This is a genomic window from Ruegeria sp. AB5 (assembly GCF_056542645.1).
In genome coordinates, this window is the sequence record NZ_JBQGAE010000022.1 from 1 (window position 1) to 15,105 (window position 15,105).

Here is a 15,105-nt window from a genome sequence, read left to right on the forward strand (position 1 = left end):
AAATCTGACTCTGACGCGGGATGGAGCAGCCCGGTAGCTCGTCAGGCTCATAACCTGAAGGTCGTAGGTTCAAATCCTACTCCCGCAACCAATCTTTAACGTCTGAAAACAACATCTTACACGCCGCCTCCGGGCGGTGTTTCTATGTGTGCCAACACAACTGGAAGCACTGTGGAAGCAACAGGGGCGGAAACCGTGTGTGGTGAACGCGCAACATGCATTTCTGCACCATACATTCCGATAAGGTCACGATGAGCCCGGAACGGACGTTAGTCGCACTTCGGCTTCTTGCACGTGCAGCAGGCTGCAAACCGCCAAATGCAGTCATTCATGGCAGGGTAGCCGTTGTTAGGCCCCCTCATGAACGTCGGGTAAGCACCGGCTGCTTGGATGGGCTTGCACCCAAAAAGAACGATGGCAAGTACCCTTCGATCGCTATCCTAACTTGGTGAAGAAACACAGGTTCAGTCGCTTGATTGGTCAGCTAAGCTACTTTATTTGCCTCAATAAATTTGTATGGTTCTTTTATGCACAGCGTTGCCCATCATCTACAAGTCGAGGCTTTAAAGCTTGTTCCTGACTCCGCCGCAGATGCCGATTCATACGCACGCTCTGCCTTCAACAGGTATTACTACGCTACTTTTCTTTGCGTCAGAGGTACATTGGTTGAGATTGATAGCAAGTACGAGAGTTCCCTGAACCACAAAGGGGTTCCCGAACTTCTAAGGGGTACGATACAAAAGCGCATCAAAGCCATTCAGAAAAAAGCAAACAAGCTTGGTGATGCGACATTGGTACATGATTGTCGGCAGGCGGGTTCTCAAAACTTAACATTTGCGGGGATGTTAGAGAAAGCGTACGCAACTCGTGTGGTCGCCGACTATACTCCTGAGGCAGCTGTTGATTTCCGCTCGACGCGTTTTGCCCTTTCAGGGGTCACCGTCACTGAGGCACATGAATGGTTGGCAAAAGCAAATCTTTGGTCATCCATCATCCTAAATGTAATTAGGCAAGAAAATGCGTAATTTGAATGAGATCGCCAACTTCCTATTTGAGCGGGGTATCAAGCTAAGTGGCCCGATTGCCCGACAAGACGGCGACAACTCAACCCTGTATGCCTTTGTCGAGGTGTCCAGAGACGAGAAGGGGCATCAGAAGCCATCAAACTTGAGCCTAATGAAAATCGGCAAAGAACTCTTAGAGAACGAAGTCTCGGTTAAGTTCATTCTCAATGATGTGTCGAATCTCGATTTTGAATCCGGCCTCAGAGCGACTCTTTTGCACGCGTTTCCCGAGTTGATAAGAAATTCCTTTTTGTCGACCGACAAAAAGGGAGCGGTCGTCTGGATAGTTCCCAAAAGCGTCGCGGTGCGAGAAAAAATGGACACAATTACGAACCGAATATTGGTCTACCTAGATAACGCAAATATTGCACTCTCGGAAGTGAAGCTCACGATTGATGAGAATTTACCTTCAAGGACAGCTATACTTAGCGAACTTCGTATTGCCGCTCCTGCGTCTACAGAACGGCTAGCGGCAAGGTTGTCTGCAAAAGGGTTTGCTGCTCCGCCTATAGACTACCTGAACCGCCACCTTGATGCCTTAAGACGGGCAAACCAAGTTGTTAGGCGTAAGGACGCCGAATATTGTTTAACAGCGAGCGCTTTAAAGGTTCTGGGGACCGTGAAAAAAAGAAGTAGCCCTGATATTGCCCGCTTCCTTGACCTTGCTAAGAGAGGCGACGTAAAATGAGCCTCGCGGAAGCCTCGGGCGCGGGTGTGTATCATGCCCATCTGCCAAGACTACACATAGAAGGGTCGTCGGTCTTCGAACTGACGCTCCTTCGAAGCGAAAGTTCGAAGACCGACGCTTATGAAACGACTGTTTGCTAAATGAGGCTTCCGCAACACTTAGTCGAATCGCCTTTCTTCTCCTTTCTGGAGGAGGCCGACTTCTTGAAGGCTGTTAGTTCGGTGGTCGACGAAGGCGAGATGGTCCGTATCCGCTCGCTTGTCGACAATGGCCTCATTCCAGCGACCTCAAAGGAGGTCTTGGCGACCATGTTGGGTGTAAACCCGGGAATCATATGGTCACTGGTCAACAAGCGCGAACGTCACTATCGACGTTTTTTGATACCCAAGGGAAAAGAAAAACGGTTAATTGTTGCTCCCAAAATCGGCTTGAAAATAGTGCAGAAATGGATTGCGGTTCAGTTGCAAGGGCGAAGTGTGTTCCCTGACCACGTATTTGGGTTCATCCCAGGACAATCTCACATAGGAGCAGCTTCGCAGCATACGAATGCCAAGTGGATTTATTCGGTGGACTTGGAAAATTTCTTTCCAAGCACACCTGAGACTCAGGTTGCGTTGGCGTTAATCACGCTGGGGTATGACTCTGACAGCGCAGAACTTGTTGCGAGCTTATGCTGTTACAGTGGAGCGCTTGCCCAAGGAGCCCCTTCGAGTCCAGTACTTTCAAATATCACATTATCTGGTGTTGACGCTGCGCTGAGCGCATTGGCTAAGAAGTTGGATGTTAGAGTAACTCGTTATGCTGACGACATCACGTTTTCATCATCGAGCGCGTTTCCACCAGAACTGCCCGAGAAAGTCTCGGGGTTGTTCTTGGACACACCTTGGAAGTTATCAGAAAAGAAAACCCACTTCGCCGAAGCGCCCGCACGCCTCAAAGTTCACGGGCTTATCGTAAGCGGCAGTTCGGTCAAATTAACCAAAGGGTATCGAAACAAACTGCGGGCTTATCGGCACGTCCTTGAATCCAACAAGTGTAAGCAGAAAGACGTGGCACGCCTCTCTGGCCATATTCGGTATGCTGCACAAGTAGATGAAAATGCTGGCTAGTGAGCAAGTGCTCAGCGTTTTGTCGGCGTTACGCGTCGTACCAGAAACAACACCAAGTCTGCTTTCTGCACATATCTGCCGTTAGGGACGCTTGACGCTGCAATCGCAGCGAAGGTCTGCTAGGTGGCCTACTCGTATTAGGATAACCGATACTTCCCGCGCGCCTTGGCAAGCCTTTCTGGGAGTGGTGTAGAGTTTTCTTCGGTTAGCCGAACCAACACATCTAAATGACTTTCTAAGAATTCACCAAAGCTGTCCGCAGAGACGTCAGAAATTGCCGCACGCGTTATAAACAGCCCTGCAAGCTGTGCATCAAGTTCTCGCATCTTCGCGGCACGATTAGCTTTAACTACATCGCAGGGCATTACACCCGCACAGTTCTGAAGCAAGTCGGTCCCAACCACAGCATCAAACTGCCGCCAGAGCTCGTGTGTGGGCCAGCGGGCGCGGTTTGAGTCCGTTGTGGGCATGCAGTAGCGAATACGCCCCAACGCGTCTGTGAAGGCGTCTCCGATGATGTCGTTTACGTCTTGCCAGTTGCGCATCTCGAACCGGTTTCGCAGTTGCTTAGAACCAAGCCGCATCTCAAAGCGCCAGACCTGGCTCGTGGTTCGGTCAGTCAGATTGAGGGGTGGTTTGCCAACTGCGGCCAGCGCGGCGTTCCATATGGTCAGCCAACCCATCTTGTTCTGCTGGATAACCTCGGCCCGCTTTTCACCTTTTGCCACCTCGCCCATGATTTCCTTTGCCAGCTTGCGCGCCTCGTCCACGGTGATCTTGCCATGACGCCCAATTGACATCCGCCGCGTGCGCCCGCCCTTGCGATACTGCGCCTGATAAGTCTTGGCCCCCGACGGCATCACGCGCACGCCAAACCCGGCAATCTGACTGTCCCAGACAAAGTAGTCTTTTGTCTCAATTGGCAGCGCTTCAACGGCGCGTTTGGTCAATTTTGGCATGGCTCTTTCCTTTCCCTATCATCGCCCCGTGGAAGCATTGTGGAAGCAACTGGAAGCAAATCATGGGGTAAGGCGTAGAAGCCGAGCGCAGTCGCCGTCAATAAAAGAAAAGCGATTCCAATAAGATAGGGTAATTGGTCAAAAACGGGCGTAACTGGTGCGACACCGTTTAGGCTATCTCATAACCTGAAGGTCGTAGGTTCAAATCCTACTCCCGCAACCAGCGTCAGAAAATCTCAGTACAGCCCGTTCAGTCGGAAGCAGTCATTCAAATGACCTTGAGACCGGAATTCAATCTGCGCGACTGAGTGACGCTGGAGAGCAAAAGTAGATATTGTGCAGGATTTTCCGAATCGTGATTGAGGTCTGGTACCCAGCACTTCAGTGTCTAGACAAGTAAACTTTATTTGGGTGATTGCATCGCTTCCTAACAAATGTGCTCGAACATGTACCACTAACGTTCACCGCGTCGGTAGGGTGCCATCAACGCCGCAGGTACTTCGGCTCTACGGGCAACAAGGACGAGCGCAACGATTGAAAATACATACGGCGCCATAAGGAACAACTGATATGGCACACCCTCAACCGTTGTCTGCAATCGCAGTTGGTAGGCATCGAAGAAAGCGAACAACATCGCGCCAATCAACGCCTTGCCGGGCCGCCAACTGGCGAAGACTACCAATGCAATGCAGATCCAACCGCGTCCCTGCACCATACCCGGGAAAAAGCTGTTGAACGCCGTTGTTGTCAGGAAGGCCCCGCCCACCGCCATCAAAGCCGACCCGACAACAACTGCGCCGATACGGATACGGATCGGGTTCAGACCCTGCGCCTCAACCGCATGAGGGTTCTCTCCGGTCATACGAACGGCCAACCCCAAGGGCGTGCGGGCAAGAACATAGGCCATCACAGCCACCGCAGCGAGCGCCAGATAGGTCGGCAAAGCTTGGTTAAAAAGGATCGGTCCTAAAACGGGAATATCGGACAGGACCGGAATATCGAGCGGCTTAAAAGCCTCGATCGTAGGGGGCAGATCTCCCACCTCAACAAGCAACCTGTACAGGTAATAGGCTAAAGCGGATGCAAACAACGTTATGCCCAGCCCTGAGACGTGTTGCGAAAGCCCAAGTGGAACTGTCAGCATGGCATGAAGCAATCCCATCACCGCGCCGCAAAGCGCCGCAAAAATGAGGCCTGCAAGCAATGGTGCGCCCATGTAGACGATAAGCCAACCGCTCATCGCACCCATGGTCATGATCCCCTCGATTCCCAGATTGAGAACGCCCGAACGTTCGCAAAGCAACGCACCAAGAACACCAAATATGAGCGGTGTCGCAATACGCAGCACGGAAGCCCAAAGACTGGTATTCAGCAGCAGGTCAAATGCATCACTCATCGGCGCACCCGGTAGGTTGTGAAAAGAAGGGCCACGATCATGGTGAGCAGGCAAAGCGCCACGATCACATCGGCAATGAAACTGGGAACACCCGTCGCACGGCTCATGGCGTCGGCCCCGACAAAGACTGTGGCGACGAAAACAGCGGCAGCGACCACTCCGGCCGGATGCAAAGCGGCGAGCATGGCGACGACAATGCCTGCATAACCAAATCCGGGGCTCATAGTGGTGGTAACCCCCGCAGTGACCCCCATGACTTCGACAGACCCGGCAAGCCCAGCCAGCGCGCCCGAAAGCAGGGCCACGCCCATGATCGTCTTGGGCAGAGAAATTCCCGCAAAAGCAGCGGCGCTGGCATTTAAACCTGCGGCGCGTGTTTCAGCACCAAAAACAGAGCGCGCAAGGATCAGCCAAACAGCACCTGCTGCAGCGATAGCAACAAGCAGCCCTATATGAAGGCGTGTACGGGGGATCAGATCTGGAAGGCGGTAATCCCCGCCTACGGGCACCGAAGAGGGCCACCCAAAGGCCAGCGGATCGCGCATAGGCCCCTCAATCATGAGGCCAACGAAAAGGATCACGATGAAATTGAGCAACAGGGTTGTCACCACCTCGTCTACACCGAAACGTAAGCGTAGAAAGGCAGGCCCTGCCAACAGGGCCGCGCCTGCCGCCATACCTGCCAACATCAAGATCGGAATACCTATCCACCCTGGAACCCCGAGTGAATGACCGATCCAAGCGGTGATTAGCGCCCCAATAAAGAACTGTCCCTCGCCCCCGATGTTCCAAAGCCGCGCTCGGAAGGCGACAGCTGCGGCAAGCCCCGTAAAGATAAGCGGAGTGGCGCGGGTCAGCATCTCGGCGATGGAAAGGCGCGAGCCGAATGCGCCATTCATCATTTCGCCATAAGCCGTTAGCGGATTTACATCAGCAGCAGCGATGAGACCTGCGGCCAAAAGCAATGCAGCAAAGATCGCGGCCAGTGGTGCAATGATCGCGAGGTGCAGCGGCACATGTGAGCGTCGATCAAGCCGCATCATCATTTTCCTTCCAGACACCTGCCATCATCAGGCCAAGGCGTTGTGGGTCGGCTTCATCCGCCGATATCGGTTTTGACAAACGACCTTTTACGATGGCCTGTATTCGGTCTGACAGGGCCACAGCTTCTTCCAATTCTTCCGAGATGAGCAGGATTGCGGCACCTTCCGCCCGTGCTGCCAAAAGCTCGGCATGAACCGAAGCGATTGCCCCTTCATCAAGACCACGCGTTGGCTGGTTTGCGAGCACAAAGCGCGGCCCATTGGTCAGAACCCGGCCAAGGATCAGCTTTTGCATATTGCCGCCGGACAGCAGCCTTGTTCGCGTGTCGGGGCTGGCGCCGCGGATATCAAAACGTTTGATCAGTCCCGCAGTATAATCCCGGGCGGCGCGTTGTCGAACAAAGCCGCGGTGCGAAAATTCCGGTGTGCGCAGACGCTCAAGTACTGCGTTTTCCCACAAACTCAATTCACCCACGACGCCTTCTGCATGCCTGTCTTCAGGCACCCTGCCTGCGCCCGCGCGGATCATGTCGCGCGGACCAAGATGGCCGATATCTTCGTCCAAAAGTGTTAACTGACCCGCACTGGGGTGTGCCAATCCTGACAGCAGCGCTCCGAGGGAGGACTGACCATTGCCTGAAACGCCAACGACACCAAGGATTTCACCGGCATGGACAGCGAACGACACATCATCCAGCCGCAATTCACCGTCTTCTTCCACGCTCACATCCTTTGCGATCAGGACTCGCGCTCCAATCTCATGGTCTTGACGTACGGGACGCTCCACCTTGCGGCCAACCATCAGTTCCGCCAACTCTTCTGGTGTGGTTTCGGGTGTTTTGCGTTCCGCGACCATCCGGCCGCCACGGAGCACCGCCACACGGTCAGAGGCTGCCATGACCTCATGCAGCTTGTGGCTGATGAAAATAAGCGAGAGGCCTTCTTTCGTCATATCGCGCAGCGTCTCGAACAGGCGCATCGCCTCGGGCCGAGCCAGAACGGCGGTAGGTTCATCCAATATCAAAATACGCGCGTCGCGATAGAGCGCTTTTAGAATCTCGACCCGTTGACGTTCACCAACGGAAAGCGACCGAACCTTGGCCTCTGGATTTACAGGCAGGCCGAACCGCTCTGAGATCTTCAACAATTTCTTGCGCGCCTCACTGCGAGCAGAACGCGTGCGCGTCAGCGGTTCTGAACCAAGCACTACGTTTTCAAGAACCGTGAGGTTGCCGGCAAGCGTGAAGTGCTGATGTACCATTCCCACACCCACGTCGATCGCTGCGCGTGGTAGACCCGGGGGCAGCTCTTGCCCAAACACCCGGACAGAGCCTTCGTCAGCTGCGTAATGGCCGAACAGGATATTCATCAGCGTCGTTTTACCCGCGCCATTTTCCCCCAACAGCGCAAGGATTTCCCCTTCTGCCAGTGTGAGGGTTACATCATCATTTGCGGTAAGCGCTCCAAAACGCTTGGTAATGCCGTTTAGTTCGAGAACCTTGGTCATGCGGGCAGGCCTGCGATTGGGTGTGGAAAAGGGATTGCGGGGGCGCGGGCTTCGACAAGTGCGCCAAGTTTCAGCAAGGCAAAATCCGAGCCGGGGGGACCAATCAGCTGAACGCCGATTGGAAGACCATTTGCCGTGCCAAAAGGCAGCGCCAAAGCTGGCAAGCCCGCTACATTTGCAAGTGCTGCATTCGGGGCAAAAGCCTCGAGTCGCGCCATGTGATCGTCTGGGGAGGAGACGGACAGATCAAAAGCGCCTACATCGGGCGGCGCAGATGAGAGGATCGGCGTCAGGACAGCATCGGAAGACTTGAAAAGCTTAAGAGATCGATGTGTCAGTCGCGCGAGCTGTCGTGAGGCCGCAAATAGCGCTGTGGCCGGCGTCGCACGGCCCTCGGCAGCCATGGCTGCGGCAAGTGGTGGAACCTCATCATCAGTGATCTTGAGCGCAGTCAGCCACTCGGCCAAGGAAACAGCTAGTATGGTTCGGGCGATTGCGTGAGCCTCGCCCCCCAATTGGTCGGAGGCAGGAATATCGCACACCTCACAACCTGCATCGCGCAGCGCGTCGGCAGCACTTTTCGCAGCCTTGCGCTGGTCGGCACCGCAACGCTCCGGCAATGCCAATGCGACGCGGGGGCGTTCTGGCAGATGTGCCGGAGCCATGGGCTGGGCTACCGCGTCAAAGGCGGTCTTCACATCGCGGACCGACCGCGCAAGGACCAGCTCAGATGCTATGCCCATCAGGTGATTGGCAAAATCAGGGCCTCCGGGCACCGCGCCACGAGAAGGTTTGAGTCCGGTCAAGCCGCAACATGCAGCGGGAACCCTGATGGACCCGGCTGCATCTGTGGCATGAGCAATTGCAACAATACCAGCTGCGACCGCGGCTGCGGCGCCGCCGGATGAACCACCGGGTGTCAGTATGAGGTTCCATGGATTGCGGGTCACAGCCTTGCCATCGGGTTCGCATGTCAGGGAAAGGCCAAATGGGGGTGTTGCGGTCAATCCGAAAGGGATCAGACCGGTTTTACGCAATCCCCGCAACAAGTGGCTGTCGCTTTCGGGTTTACGCTTTTGCGCGCGGATTGCGGCAGATCCCGCCGCAGCTGGAAGCCCTCTTGCGGAACCACCGAGGTCTTTGACCAAAAACGGAACCCCGTGAAGGGGCCCGCGCTGGTCAGATGGCAGTGTATCTGCCGCCTTTGCCCCAGCGCGGGCCATATCTTCGTCCAGGTAGACCACGGCCCCCAAATCCGCCCGCGCGTGGCAGGCGGCAAGGCTGGCTTCCATCACGTCGCAGGCAGAAATCTGGCCTGCTGCGATGGCAGCTGCAAGAGCTGTGGCATAGGTCACGTCAATGCCTTCCGGATCAGGAGGGCTCGCTTTCGTCAATCGGAACGTCCCATTCACCGGATTGAATCGCGGCCTGTTTGGCCTCCATCACCGGAATGGCGTCGGCGGGCACTTCATCGGCGACATAGATCAGCTCATTGCCGCCATGCGCCATAAAGGAATATTCCGTATAATTGCGCCCCGTTGGATTGTCGGCTTGAACATCCGCCACGATGGCCTCGATTGTGGGGCCGTAATTCCAGATTGCATTGGCAAAAACCGTGCCCGGGTAGCGTGGAGTATAGTCGATGAGCGAACCGATGGCCTTCACACCTCGCGCTTGGGCCGCATCCGCAGTGCCAATGCGTTCGCCAAACAGAATGTCCGCGCCCGCATCGATTTGGGCAATTGCAGCTTCCTGCGCGCGGGCCGGATCGAACCATGCACCGATAAAGCCGTTGACGAAGGTTGCGTCTGGGTTCACTTCGCTTACGCCCATGCGGAAAGCATTGATCAACAGGTTCACCTCGGGGATCGGATAACCACCGACCGAGCCATAGACATTGCTTTCGGACATTTGACCCGCGAGCATACCGGCCAGATAGGCTGCCTCGTGGTTGCGTGTGCCAAAGACACCGAAATTGTCACCTTCTGGCCCACCGGAAGACCCCATCAGAAACGCGGTGTCGGGGTAGTCACCCGCCACTTCGCGTGCTTCACGCTCCACAGCATAAGATTCACCCCAGATGATTTGCGCACCCCCCTCGGCATATTCGCGCATCGCGCGGGGATAATCGGTCGGAGCCACTCCTTCTGAAAACTCATACTCTATCAAGCCAGCGTCGGCGGCTTCCTGCATCGCCAGGTGAATGCGGCTGTTCCACGCATTTTCAACCGGGGACATGTGCACTCCGGCGACGCGGATCGCAGATTGCGCATTCACGCGACGGATGTAAGCCGGCAGGGCCAGCGTGGCCGCAGCGCCGACCATCAGTTGACGGCGGGTTGTGGTGAGTTTCATTGGTAGATCCTCTTCTGTTGGTGGCAATTTTCTTATTGTTGAGCTTCCTGAGTATTGGGCCTGGGCGCGTAATCTGCGGGATCCAGGGTCGTGGGACGACCGGGCAACGAAAGCTCGGCCATTCGTGGTTCTGTGCGGGCCAGCACCTTTCCGTTTTTGATAACGGCAAGCCGGGTGGCTTTCATGCGAACTGCTTCAATCGGGTCCTGCGCTTGCAGCACAACCATATTGGCAGGGCCGCCTTCGCGGATTGTCGGGTCGGGTAAGCCCATAGCTTTGGCGCCATTCTGGGTAACGGAAGTAAACGCCCACTCCATCGCTTCACGAGATGTCATCGGCACAGCATGCACGCCCATATGAGCCACTTCCAACATGTCGGCGGAGCCAAGCGAGTACCACGGGTCCATCGTGCAATCCTGCCCAAAGGCGACATTTACACCTGCCGCGCACAGCTCTGGCACTCGGGTCAACCCCCGACGACGCGGATAGGTATCCGAGCGACCTTGCAGCGTTATATTGATGAGCGGGTTGGGCACCACGTTCATGCCGCTTTCTGCGATCAGAGGTATGAGCTTCGATGCGTAGTAGTTGTCATACGAGTGCATCGCGGTGACATGACTTGCCGTTACCCGCCCGCCAAGCCCAAGGCGCGTGGTCTCATAGGCCAACGTTTCCACGTGGCGCGACATTGGATCGTCGCTTTCATCGCAATGCAAATCCAGCATCAGGCCTCGGTTCGCCGCTATCTCAGCCAGTCTCCTGACCGACCGTGCACCTTCCGACATCGTACGCTCAAAATGCGGGATGCCGCCCACCACGTCGACGCCCATATCAAGGGCTTGGATCAAGTTTTTTTCCGCGTTTTCTGAGCGGTATAGGCCATCTTGCGGGAATGCTACCAGTTGCAGATCAATATAAGGGGCGACCCGCTTGCGGACCTCCAACAGCGCTTCAACGCCAACTAAGGGCGCGGATGAAACATCAACATGCGAACGGATGGCCAGTAACCCCTGCGATATGGCTAGATCGCAATATCGCATCGCGCGCTCAATCACTGCTTCGGGTGTCAGCAGGGGTTTCAACTCACCCCAAAGCGCAATGCCTTCCAAAAGTGTACCCGAGACATTCATACGAGGCGTTCCTAGGCTCAGGGTCGCATCCATATGGAAGTGTGGGTCGGTAAACGGAGGCGAAACCAAGCGTCCAGCCGCGTCGATTTCTTCGCCCGCCTTTGCCTTGATGTTGGGGGCAATTTCTGCTACCCGGCCACCCTTGATCGCGATATCCAGCGGCCCTCGGCCATCTGGCAGGTGGGCTTGTCTGATGATAGTGTCGAGCATTCATCCTCCCCCAAATTTGACCACATGGTAAAAAGTATTCCCAAAAAATGCCAATTGTTTTTGCGGGCATCTGAGGAACCACCACATCCGCCATTCTCGGTGCGTGCCGATAGACAAGGTTCGGATCAACCATTCTACGCATTTGAAGCGGCCAAATCGGCCAACGCACGCAATCTGGGTTTGAGGCGCACTACTGGTTGGCGCCTTGTTATCCGCTTTACGTCCCTTCAACGATCAACATTAGCGATCAGAGACGGAGCTTTGGTAGGCATTGAGTTTCGTAATCAATTCCGGCCCCACCGACGCTTCTTTTCTAGAGCAAAACTCTGCCCAAACAGCGCCATAGGGAAGGTCCTTGAGCTCTTCGGTTAGAGCGAGGCGTGAGGAAAAGTCCAGCGCGTCTTCCGCTGCACGTAGACGATCCCACGGTTTCAGAAAGGCTTGCAATAGGGCTTTTTGCATGTTGCGAGTGCCAATCACCCAAGCGGTCGTGCGGCTGATCGTGGCGTCGAAGAAGTCCAACCCAATATGAGTTCGCTTAAGAAGGTCACCACCCACCAGTTCGTGCGCCATGGCAAGAATATCATCGTTCAAAAGGATGACATGATCACTGTCCCATCTCATTGGGCGGGACACGTGCAATAGAACCTCGGGCATAGAAAGGGATACTGCTGACAGTTTATCGGCAATGCTTTCGGTTGGATGAAAGTGCCCCATATCCAAACATAATAGCGTGCCCTTTCGGATCGCATATCCGAGGTAAAACTCGTGACTGCCCACGGTGCATGCCTCAACACCGATACCAAAGAGTTTAGATTCGACCGCGTCCTTCATGTGTTCTTTTGGGTCGGTCAGCATGGCGTCCAACGACGTCTTTAGTCGTGCGCGGGCTGCCATACGGTCAACTGGGATGTCTTTGTAGCCATCTGGCACCCAGATATTGTTGATTGCAGGCGAGCCCAGTTCTTCACCCATCTTCGCTGCGATGTCGCGCGTACGACGGCCATGTTCGATCCAGAAATCGCGGATACCTGCGTTTGGATGGGACAGAGTGAGATTGTCGTCTGCCTTGGCGTGGGCAAAAAAGGTCGGGTTAAAGTCCAATCCGATGCCAAGGTCCTTCGCCCAATCGACCCAGGGGGCGAAGTGGTGATACTCGATCTCATCGCGATCCGGCGCCTCGTCCGTGTCCAGATACATGGCGTGCAGATTGAGACGGTGAGTGCCCGGAATCTGCGAGTAAGCAAACTCCAGATCAGCTCGTAGCTCGTCGGGATTGCGCGCGCGCCCTGGATGATTTCCAGTCGCCTGGATACCGCCGCCTGAGGTGCCAGATCGATTTTCAAACCCGACAACGTCGTCACCCTGCCAACAATGGACCGAAATCGAAATGTCCGTCAGCCGCTCAAATGCTGCTTCGGTATCAACGCCCCAATCAGCAAATTGTGCCTTGGCACACTCGTAACCCATTCTCCCGCCCCCTTTTAGCGCGTGAACGCTTGAACATTTCCCGCATCAACATTCAGAATGTTGCCTGTCGACTTGGAAGATGTCTCTGCAGCAAAGAAATAACAGGCTTCCGCGATATCTTCAGGCAGGACAGAGCGTTTCAGCATCGAGCGATTGCGATACATTTCTTCAAGCCCTTCTTTGTCGGTTCCATAGGTCGAAGCGCGCTGTTCCAGCCAGTCGCCTTCCCAAATTTTGGAACCTCTCAGCACCGCGTCCGGGTTCACTACGTTGACCCTGATACCCGCTTCAGCGCCCTCCAACGCAAGACATCGTGCGAGATGAATCTCGGAAGCCTTCGCCGTACAATACGCCGATGCGTTGGGTGACGCCGCAAGACCGTTCTTGGAGCCGACAAAGACGATTGATCCGCCGAGGTCCTGCATACGCATTACCTTGAAGGTTTCACGGCTAACCAGGAAATAACCGGTGGACAGGATATCCATATTTCGGTTCCAAAGCGCCAGCGTTGTGTCTTCGACTGGTGCTGAAGAGGCGACGCCTGCATTCGACACGAGAATGTCGATACCTCCGAATTCAACAGACATCTCTTTCAACGCAAGTGCCACGGCACCTTCATCCGTTACGTCCATCTGGACGGATCTCACGACATCTAATCCGAACTTTTTATTAAGTGCAGTTTCAGTGGCAGCGAGATTTTCAGGATCGATATCGGCCAACACTACACAGGCACCTTCAGCCAGATAACGCTCTGCAGTCGCCGCACCGATGCCACCCGCGCCACCCGTGACCAGGGCTATCCGACCGGCGAGCGATTTGGGCTTTGGCATCCGCTGCAGTTTGGCCTCTTCAAGAAGCCAGTATTCAATGTCGAAGGCTTCTTGTTCGGGAAGACCGCAGTATTCGCTGACCGCACTCGCGCCGCGCATTACATTAATTGCGTTGACATAGAACTCACCAGAAACCCGTGCCGTTGCCTTGTCCTTGGCGAAAGTAATCATACCGACGCCAGGGATAAGATAAACTACCGCATTCGGGTCACGCATTGCGGGCGAGGTGTCATGTTTGCAGCGTTCATAGTAGGCAGCGTAATCCTCCCGATAGGCTTGCACCTGAGCAGCAAGACCTACCAAGACCTCCTCAAGGTTTTTCCGCGGGGGATCAAAATCCACGACAAGCGGGCGGATTTTCGTGCGCAAGAAATGGTCGGGACAAGATGTGCCAAGGGCAGCAAGTGGCTCCAGATCATTCGCATTTACGAATTCAAGAACTGTGTCTGAATCGTTATAGTGTCCGATCATATGCTGGGTACTGCTGACAAGTCCGCGAAGCGCAGGCATGAGGCGGGCAGCAATGGCGCGACGCGCATCTGGGGAAAGGCTCACATGCTTTGCGCCACCGAACGCAGGCGTATCCGTTGAATTTTTAACCAGCCAATTGGTCGCGACATTTATGGTGTCGATTGTGCAATCGTAACAGTCTTTCGCCGTATCAGCCCAAGTAAAAAGCCCATGGTTCTCCAAAACAACGCCTTCTGCTTGTGGGTTTTCCGAGCAGAATTTTTCCAGCCAAAGGCCAAGCTCATATCCGGGACGCTTCCAAGGCAACCAGCCGATCCGATCACCGAAGATCTCTTGCGTCAATTCTTGTGAATTTTTTGAGGCCGCAATTGCAATGATTGCATCTGCGTGGACGTGGTCAACATGCTTGCGCGGAACATAGGCGTGCAGTGGCGTGTCGATAGAGGCAGCTCGGGGGTTCAATTTGAATGTGCAATGCGGCAGGTAAGCGACCATCTCATCTTCAAACTCCTCACCGCGATAGAGTCCTTTCAGGGCATTCAGCTTCTCCATGTAGAGTGTTGCGAACCCATCGAGCTTCATCGTCCCGATGTCGCCTCCTGACCCCTTGACCCAGAGCACCTCTACTTCCTGACCGGTTAGCGGATCGGTTTCCTTGAGCTTGGCAGAGGTGTTCCCACCACCGAAATTGGTCACACGCTTGTCTGATCCAAGGATGTTGGAGCGATAAAGCAGCAGGTCCGATTCGGACATTCCCAACACAGCTTCCGTGTCCCAGCGGTTTTCTAGAAGCTGATTATGAAATGTTTTCAACATTTTGTCCTCTCTGTCGGCCAGTTCGGAGTTGGGAAGATGTTGTCTAGAGCCTTAATC

The 15,105-nt window shown here is 54.8% G+C and carries 12 protein-coding genes and 1 tRNA gene; 4 read left to right on the forward strand and 9 right to left on the reverse strand.

Annotated features, from left to right (window positions below; translation table 11 throughout):
- Window positions 1-14: 14 nt before the first annotated feature.
- The 4 genes from ACR0L4_RS21905 to ACR0L4_RS21920 all read left to right on the forward strand — a co-directional run bounded on the left by ACR0L4_RS21905 (window position 15) and on the right by ACR0L4_RS21920 (window position 2,861).
- Window positions 15-91: transfer RNA gene (locus ACR0L4_RS21905), tRNA-Met, on the forward strand.
- Window positions 92-527: 436 nt separating this feature from the next.
- Window positions 528-1,025, forward strand: coding sequence for a hypothetical protein (locus tag ACR0L4_RS21910; protein ID WP_480515140.1), 498 nt, complete (start codon window positions 528-530; stop codon window positions 1,023-1,025).
- A complete protein-coding gene (locus ACR0L4_RS21915; RefSeq protein WP_480515142.1) occupies window positions 1,018-1,752 on the forward strand; it encodes a hypothetical protein in 735 nt (244 codons plus the stop codon). The genes ACR0L4_RS21910 and ACR0L4_RS21915 overlap by 8 nt, the downstream gene beginning before the upstream one ends.
- A gap of 203 nt (window positions 1,753-1,955) precedes the next feature.
- Window positions 1,956-2,861 (forward strand): reverse transcriptase family protein, encoded by a 906-nt coding sequence (locus ACR0L4_RS21920; RefSeq protein WP_480515144.1) that lies wholly within the window; start codon window positions 1,956-1,958, stop codon window positions 2,859-2,861.
- A 137-nt stretch (window positions 2,862-2,998) separates the two neighbouring features.
- On the opposite strand, the gene ACR0L4_RS21925 is transcribed toward ACR0L4_RS21920, so the two are convergent.
- The 9 genes from ACR0L4_RS21925 to ACR0L4_RS21965 form a co-directional block, all read right to left on the reverse strand.
- Window positions 2,999-3,820 carry an Arm DNA-binding domain-containing protein gene (locus ACR0L4_RS21925; RefSeq protein WP_480515146.1) on the reverse strand — a complete coding sequence of 274 codons (822 nt, stop codon included), beginning with the start codon at window positions 3,818-3,820 and terminating at the stop codon, window positions 2,999-3,001.
- A gap of 454 nt (window positions 3,821-4,274) precedes the next feature.
- The gene (locus ACR0L4_RS21930; protein ID WP_480515148.1) at window positions 4,275-5,216 is read right to left on the reverse strand and encodes an ABC transporter permease; all 942 of its coding nucleotides are present in this window, start codon (window positions 5,214-5,216) and stop codon (window positions 4,275-4,277) included.
- Window positions 5,213-6,256, reverse strand: coding sequence for an ABC transporter permease (locus tag ACR0L4_RS21935; protein WP_480515150.1), 1,044 nt, complete (start codon window positions 6,254-6,256; stop codon window positions 5,213-5,215). The genes ACR0L4_RS21930 and ACR0L4_RS21935 overlap by 4 nt, the downstream gene beginning before the upstream one ends.
- Window positions 6,246-7,766, reverse strand: coding sequence for an ABC transporter ATP-binding protein (locus ACR0L4_RS21940; protein WP_480515152.1), 1,521 nt, complete (start codon window positions 7,764-7,766; stop codon window positions 6,246-6,248). The genes ACR0L4_RS21935 and ACR0L4_RS21940 overlap by 11 nt, the downstream gene beginning before the upstream one ends.
- Window positions 7,763-9,160: an amidase gene (locus ACR0L4_RS21945; RefSeq protein WP_480515154.1), complete on the reverse strand. Its 1,398-nt coding sequence runs from the start codon at window positions 9,158-9,160 to the stop codon at window positions 7,763-7,765. Before ACR0L4_RS21945 ends, ACR0L4_RS21940 begins: the two co-directional genes overlap by 4 nt.
- The gene (locus tag ACR0L4_RS21950) at window positions 9,138-10,121 is read right to left on the reverse strand and encodes a BMP family protein (protein WP_480515156.1); all 984 of its coding nucleotides are present in this window, start codon (window positions 10,119-10,121) and stop codon (window positions 9,138-9,140) included. Before ACR0L4_RS21950 ends, ACR0L4_RS21945 begins: the two co-directional genes overlap by 23 nt.
- A gap of 32 nt (window positions 10,122-10,153) precedes the next feature.
- On the reverse strand, window positions 10,154-11,461 hold the full coding sequence (locus ACR0L4_RS21955; RefSeq protein WP_480515159.1) for an amidohydrolase family protein: 1,308 nt from the start codon (window positions 11,459-11,461) through the stop codon (window positions 10,154-10,156).
- Window positions 11,462-11,701: 240 nt separating this feature from the next.
- Window positions 11,702-12,931: an L-rhamnose isomerase gene (locus ACR0L4_RS21960; protein WP_480515161.1), complete on the reverse strand. Its 1,230-nt coding sequence runs from the start codon at window positions 12,929-12,931 to the stop codon at window positions 11,702-11,704.
- A gap of 14 nt (window positions 12,932-12,945) precedes the next feature.
- Window positions 12,946-15,048, reverse strand: coding sequence for a bifunctional rhamnulose-1-phosphate aldolase/short-chain dehydrogenase (locus tag ACR0L4_RS21965; protein WP_480515163.1), 2,103 nt, complete (start codon window positions 15,046-15,048; stop codon window positions 12,946-12,948).
- Window positions 15,049-15,105 lie beyond the last annotated feature (57 nt).

What these genes read in the sequence shown, in the direction of transcription:
- ACR0L4_RS21960 (WP_480515161.1), bottom strand. Translation starts at nt 12,931, where the DNA reads ATGGGTTACGAGTGTGCCAAGGCACAATTTGCTGATTGGGGCGTTGAT.
- ACR0L4_RS21955 (WP_480515159.1), bottom strand. Translation starts at nt 11,461, where the DNA reads ATGCTCGACACTATCATCAGACAAGCCCACCTGCCAGATGGCCGAGGG.
- ACR0L4_RS21930 (WP_480515148.1), bottom strand. Translation starts at nt 5,216, where the DNA reads ATGAGTGATGCATTTGACCTGCTGCTGAATACCAGTCTTTGGGCTTCC.
- ACR0L4_RS21925 (WP_480515146.1), bottom strand. Translation starts at nt 3,820, where the DNA reads ATGCCAAAATTGACCAAACGCGCCGTTGAAGCGCTGCCAATTGAGACA.
- ACR0L4_RS21940 (WP_480515152.1), bottom strand. Translation starts at nt 7,766, where the DNA reads ATGACCAAGGTTCTCGAACTAAACGGCATTACCAAGCGTTTTGGAGCG.
- ACR0L4_RS21910 (WP_480515140.1), top strand. Translation starts at nt 528, where the DNA reads ATGCACAGCGTTGCCCATCATCTACAAGTCGAGGCTTTAAAGCTTGTT.
- ACR0L4_RS21935 (WP_480515150.1), bottom strand. Translation starts at nt 6,256, where the DNA reads ATGCGGCTTGATCGACGCTCACATGTGCCGCTGCACCTCGCGATCATT.
- ACR0L4_RS21965 (WP_480515163.1), bottom strand. Translation starts at nt 15,048, where the DNA reads ATGTTGAAAACATTTCATAATCAGCTTCTAGAAAACCGCTGGGACACG.
- ACR0L4_RS21915 (WP_480515142.1), top strand. Translation starts at nt 1,018, where the DNA reads ATGCGTAATTTGAATGAGATCGCCAACTTCCTATTTGAGCGGGGTATC.
- ACR0L4_RS21950 (WP_480515156.1), bottom strand. Translation starts at nt 10,121, where the DNA reads ATGAAACTCACCACAACCCGCCGTCAACTGATGGTCGGCGCTGCGGCC.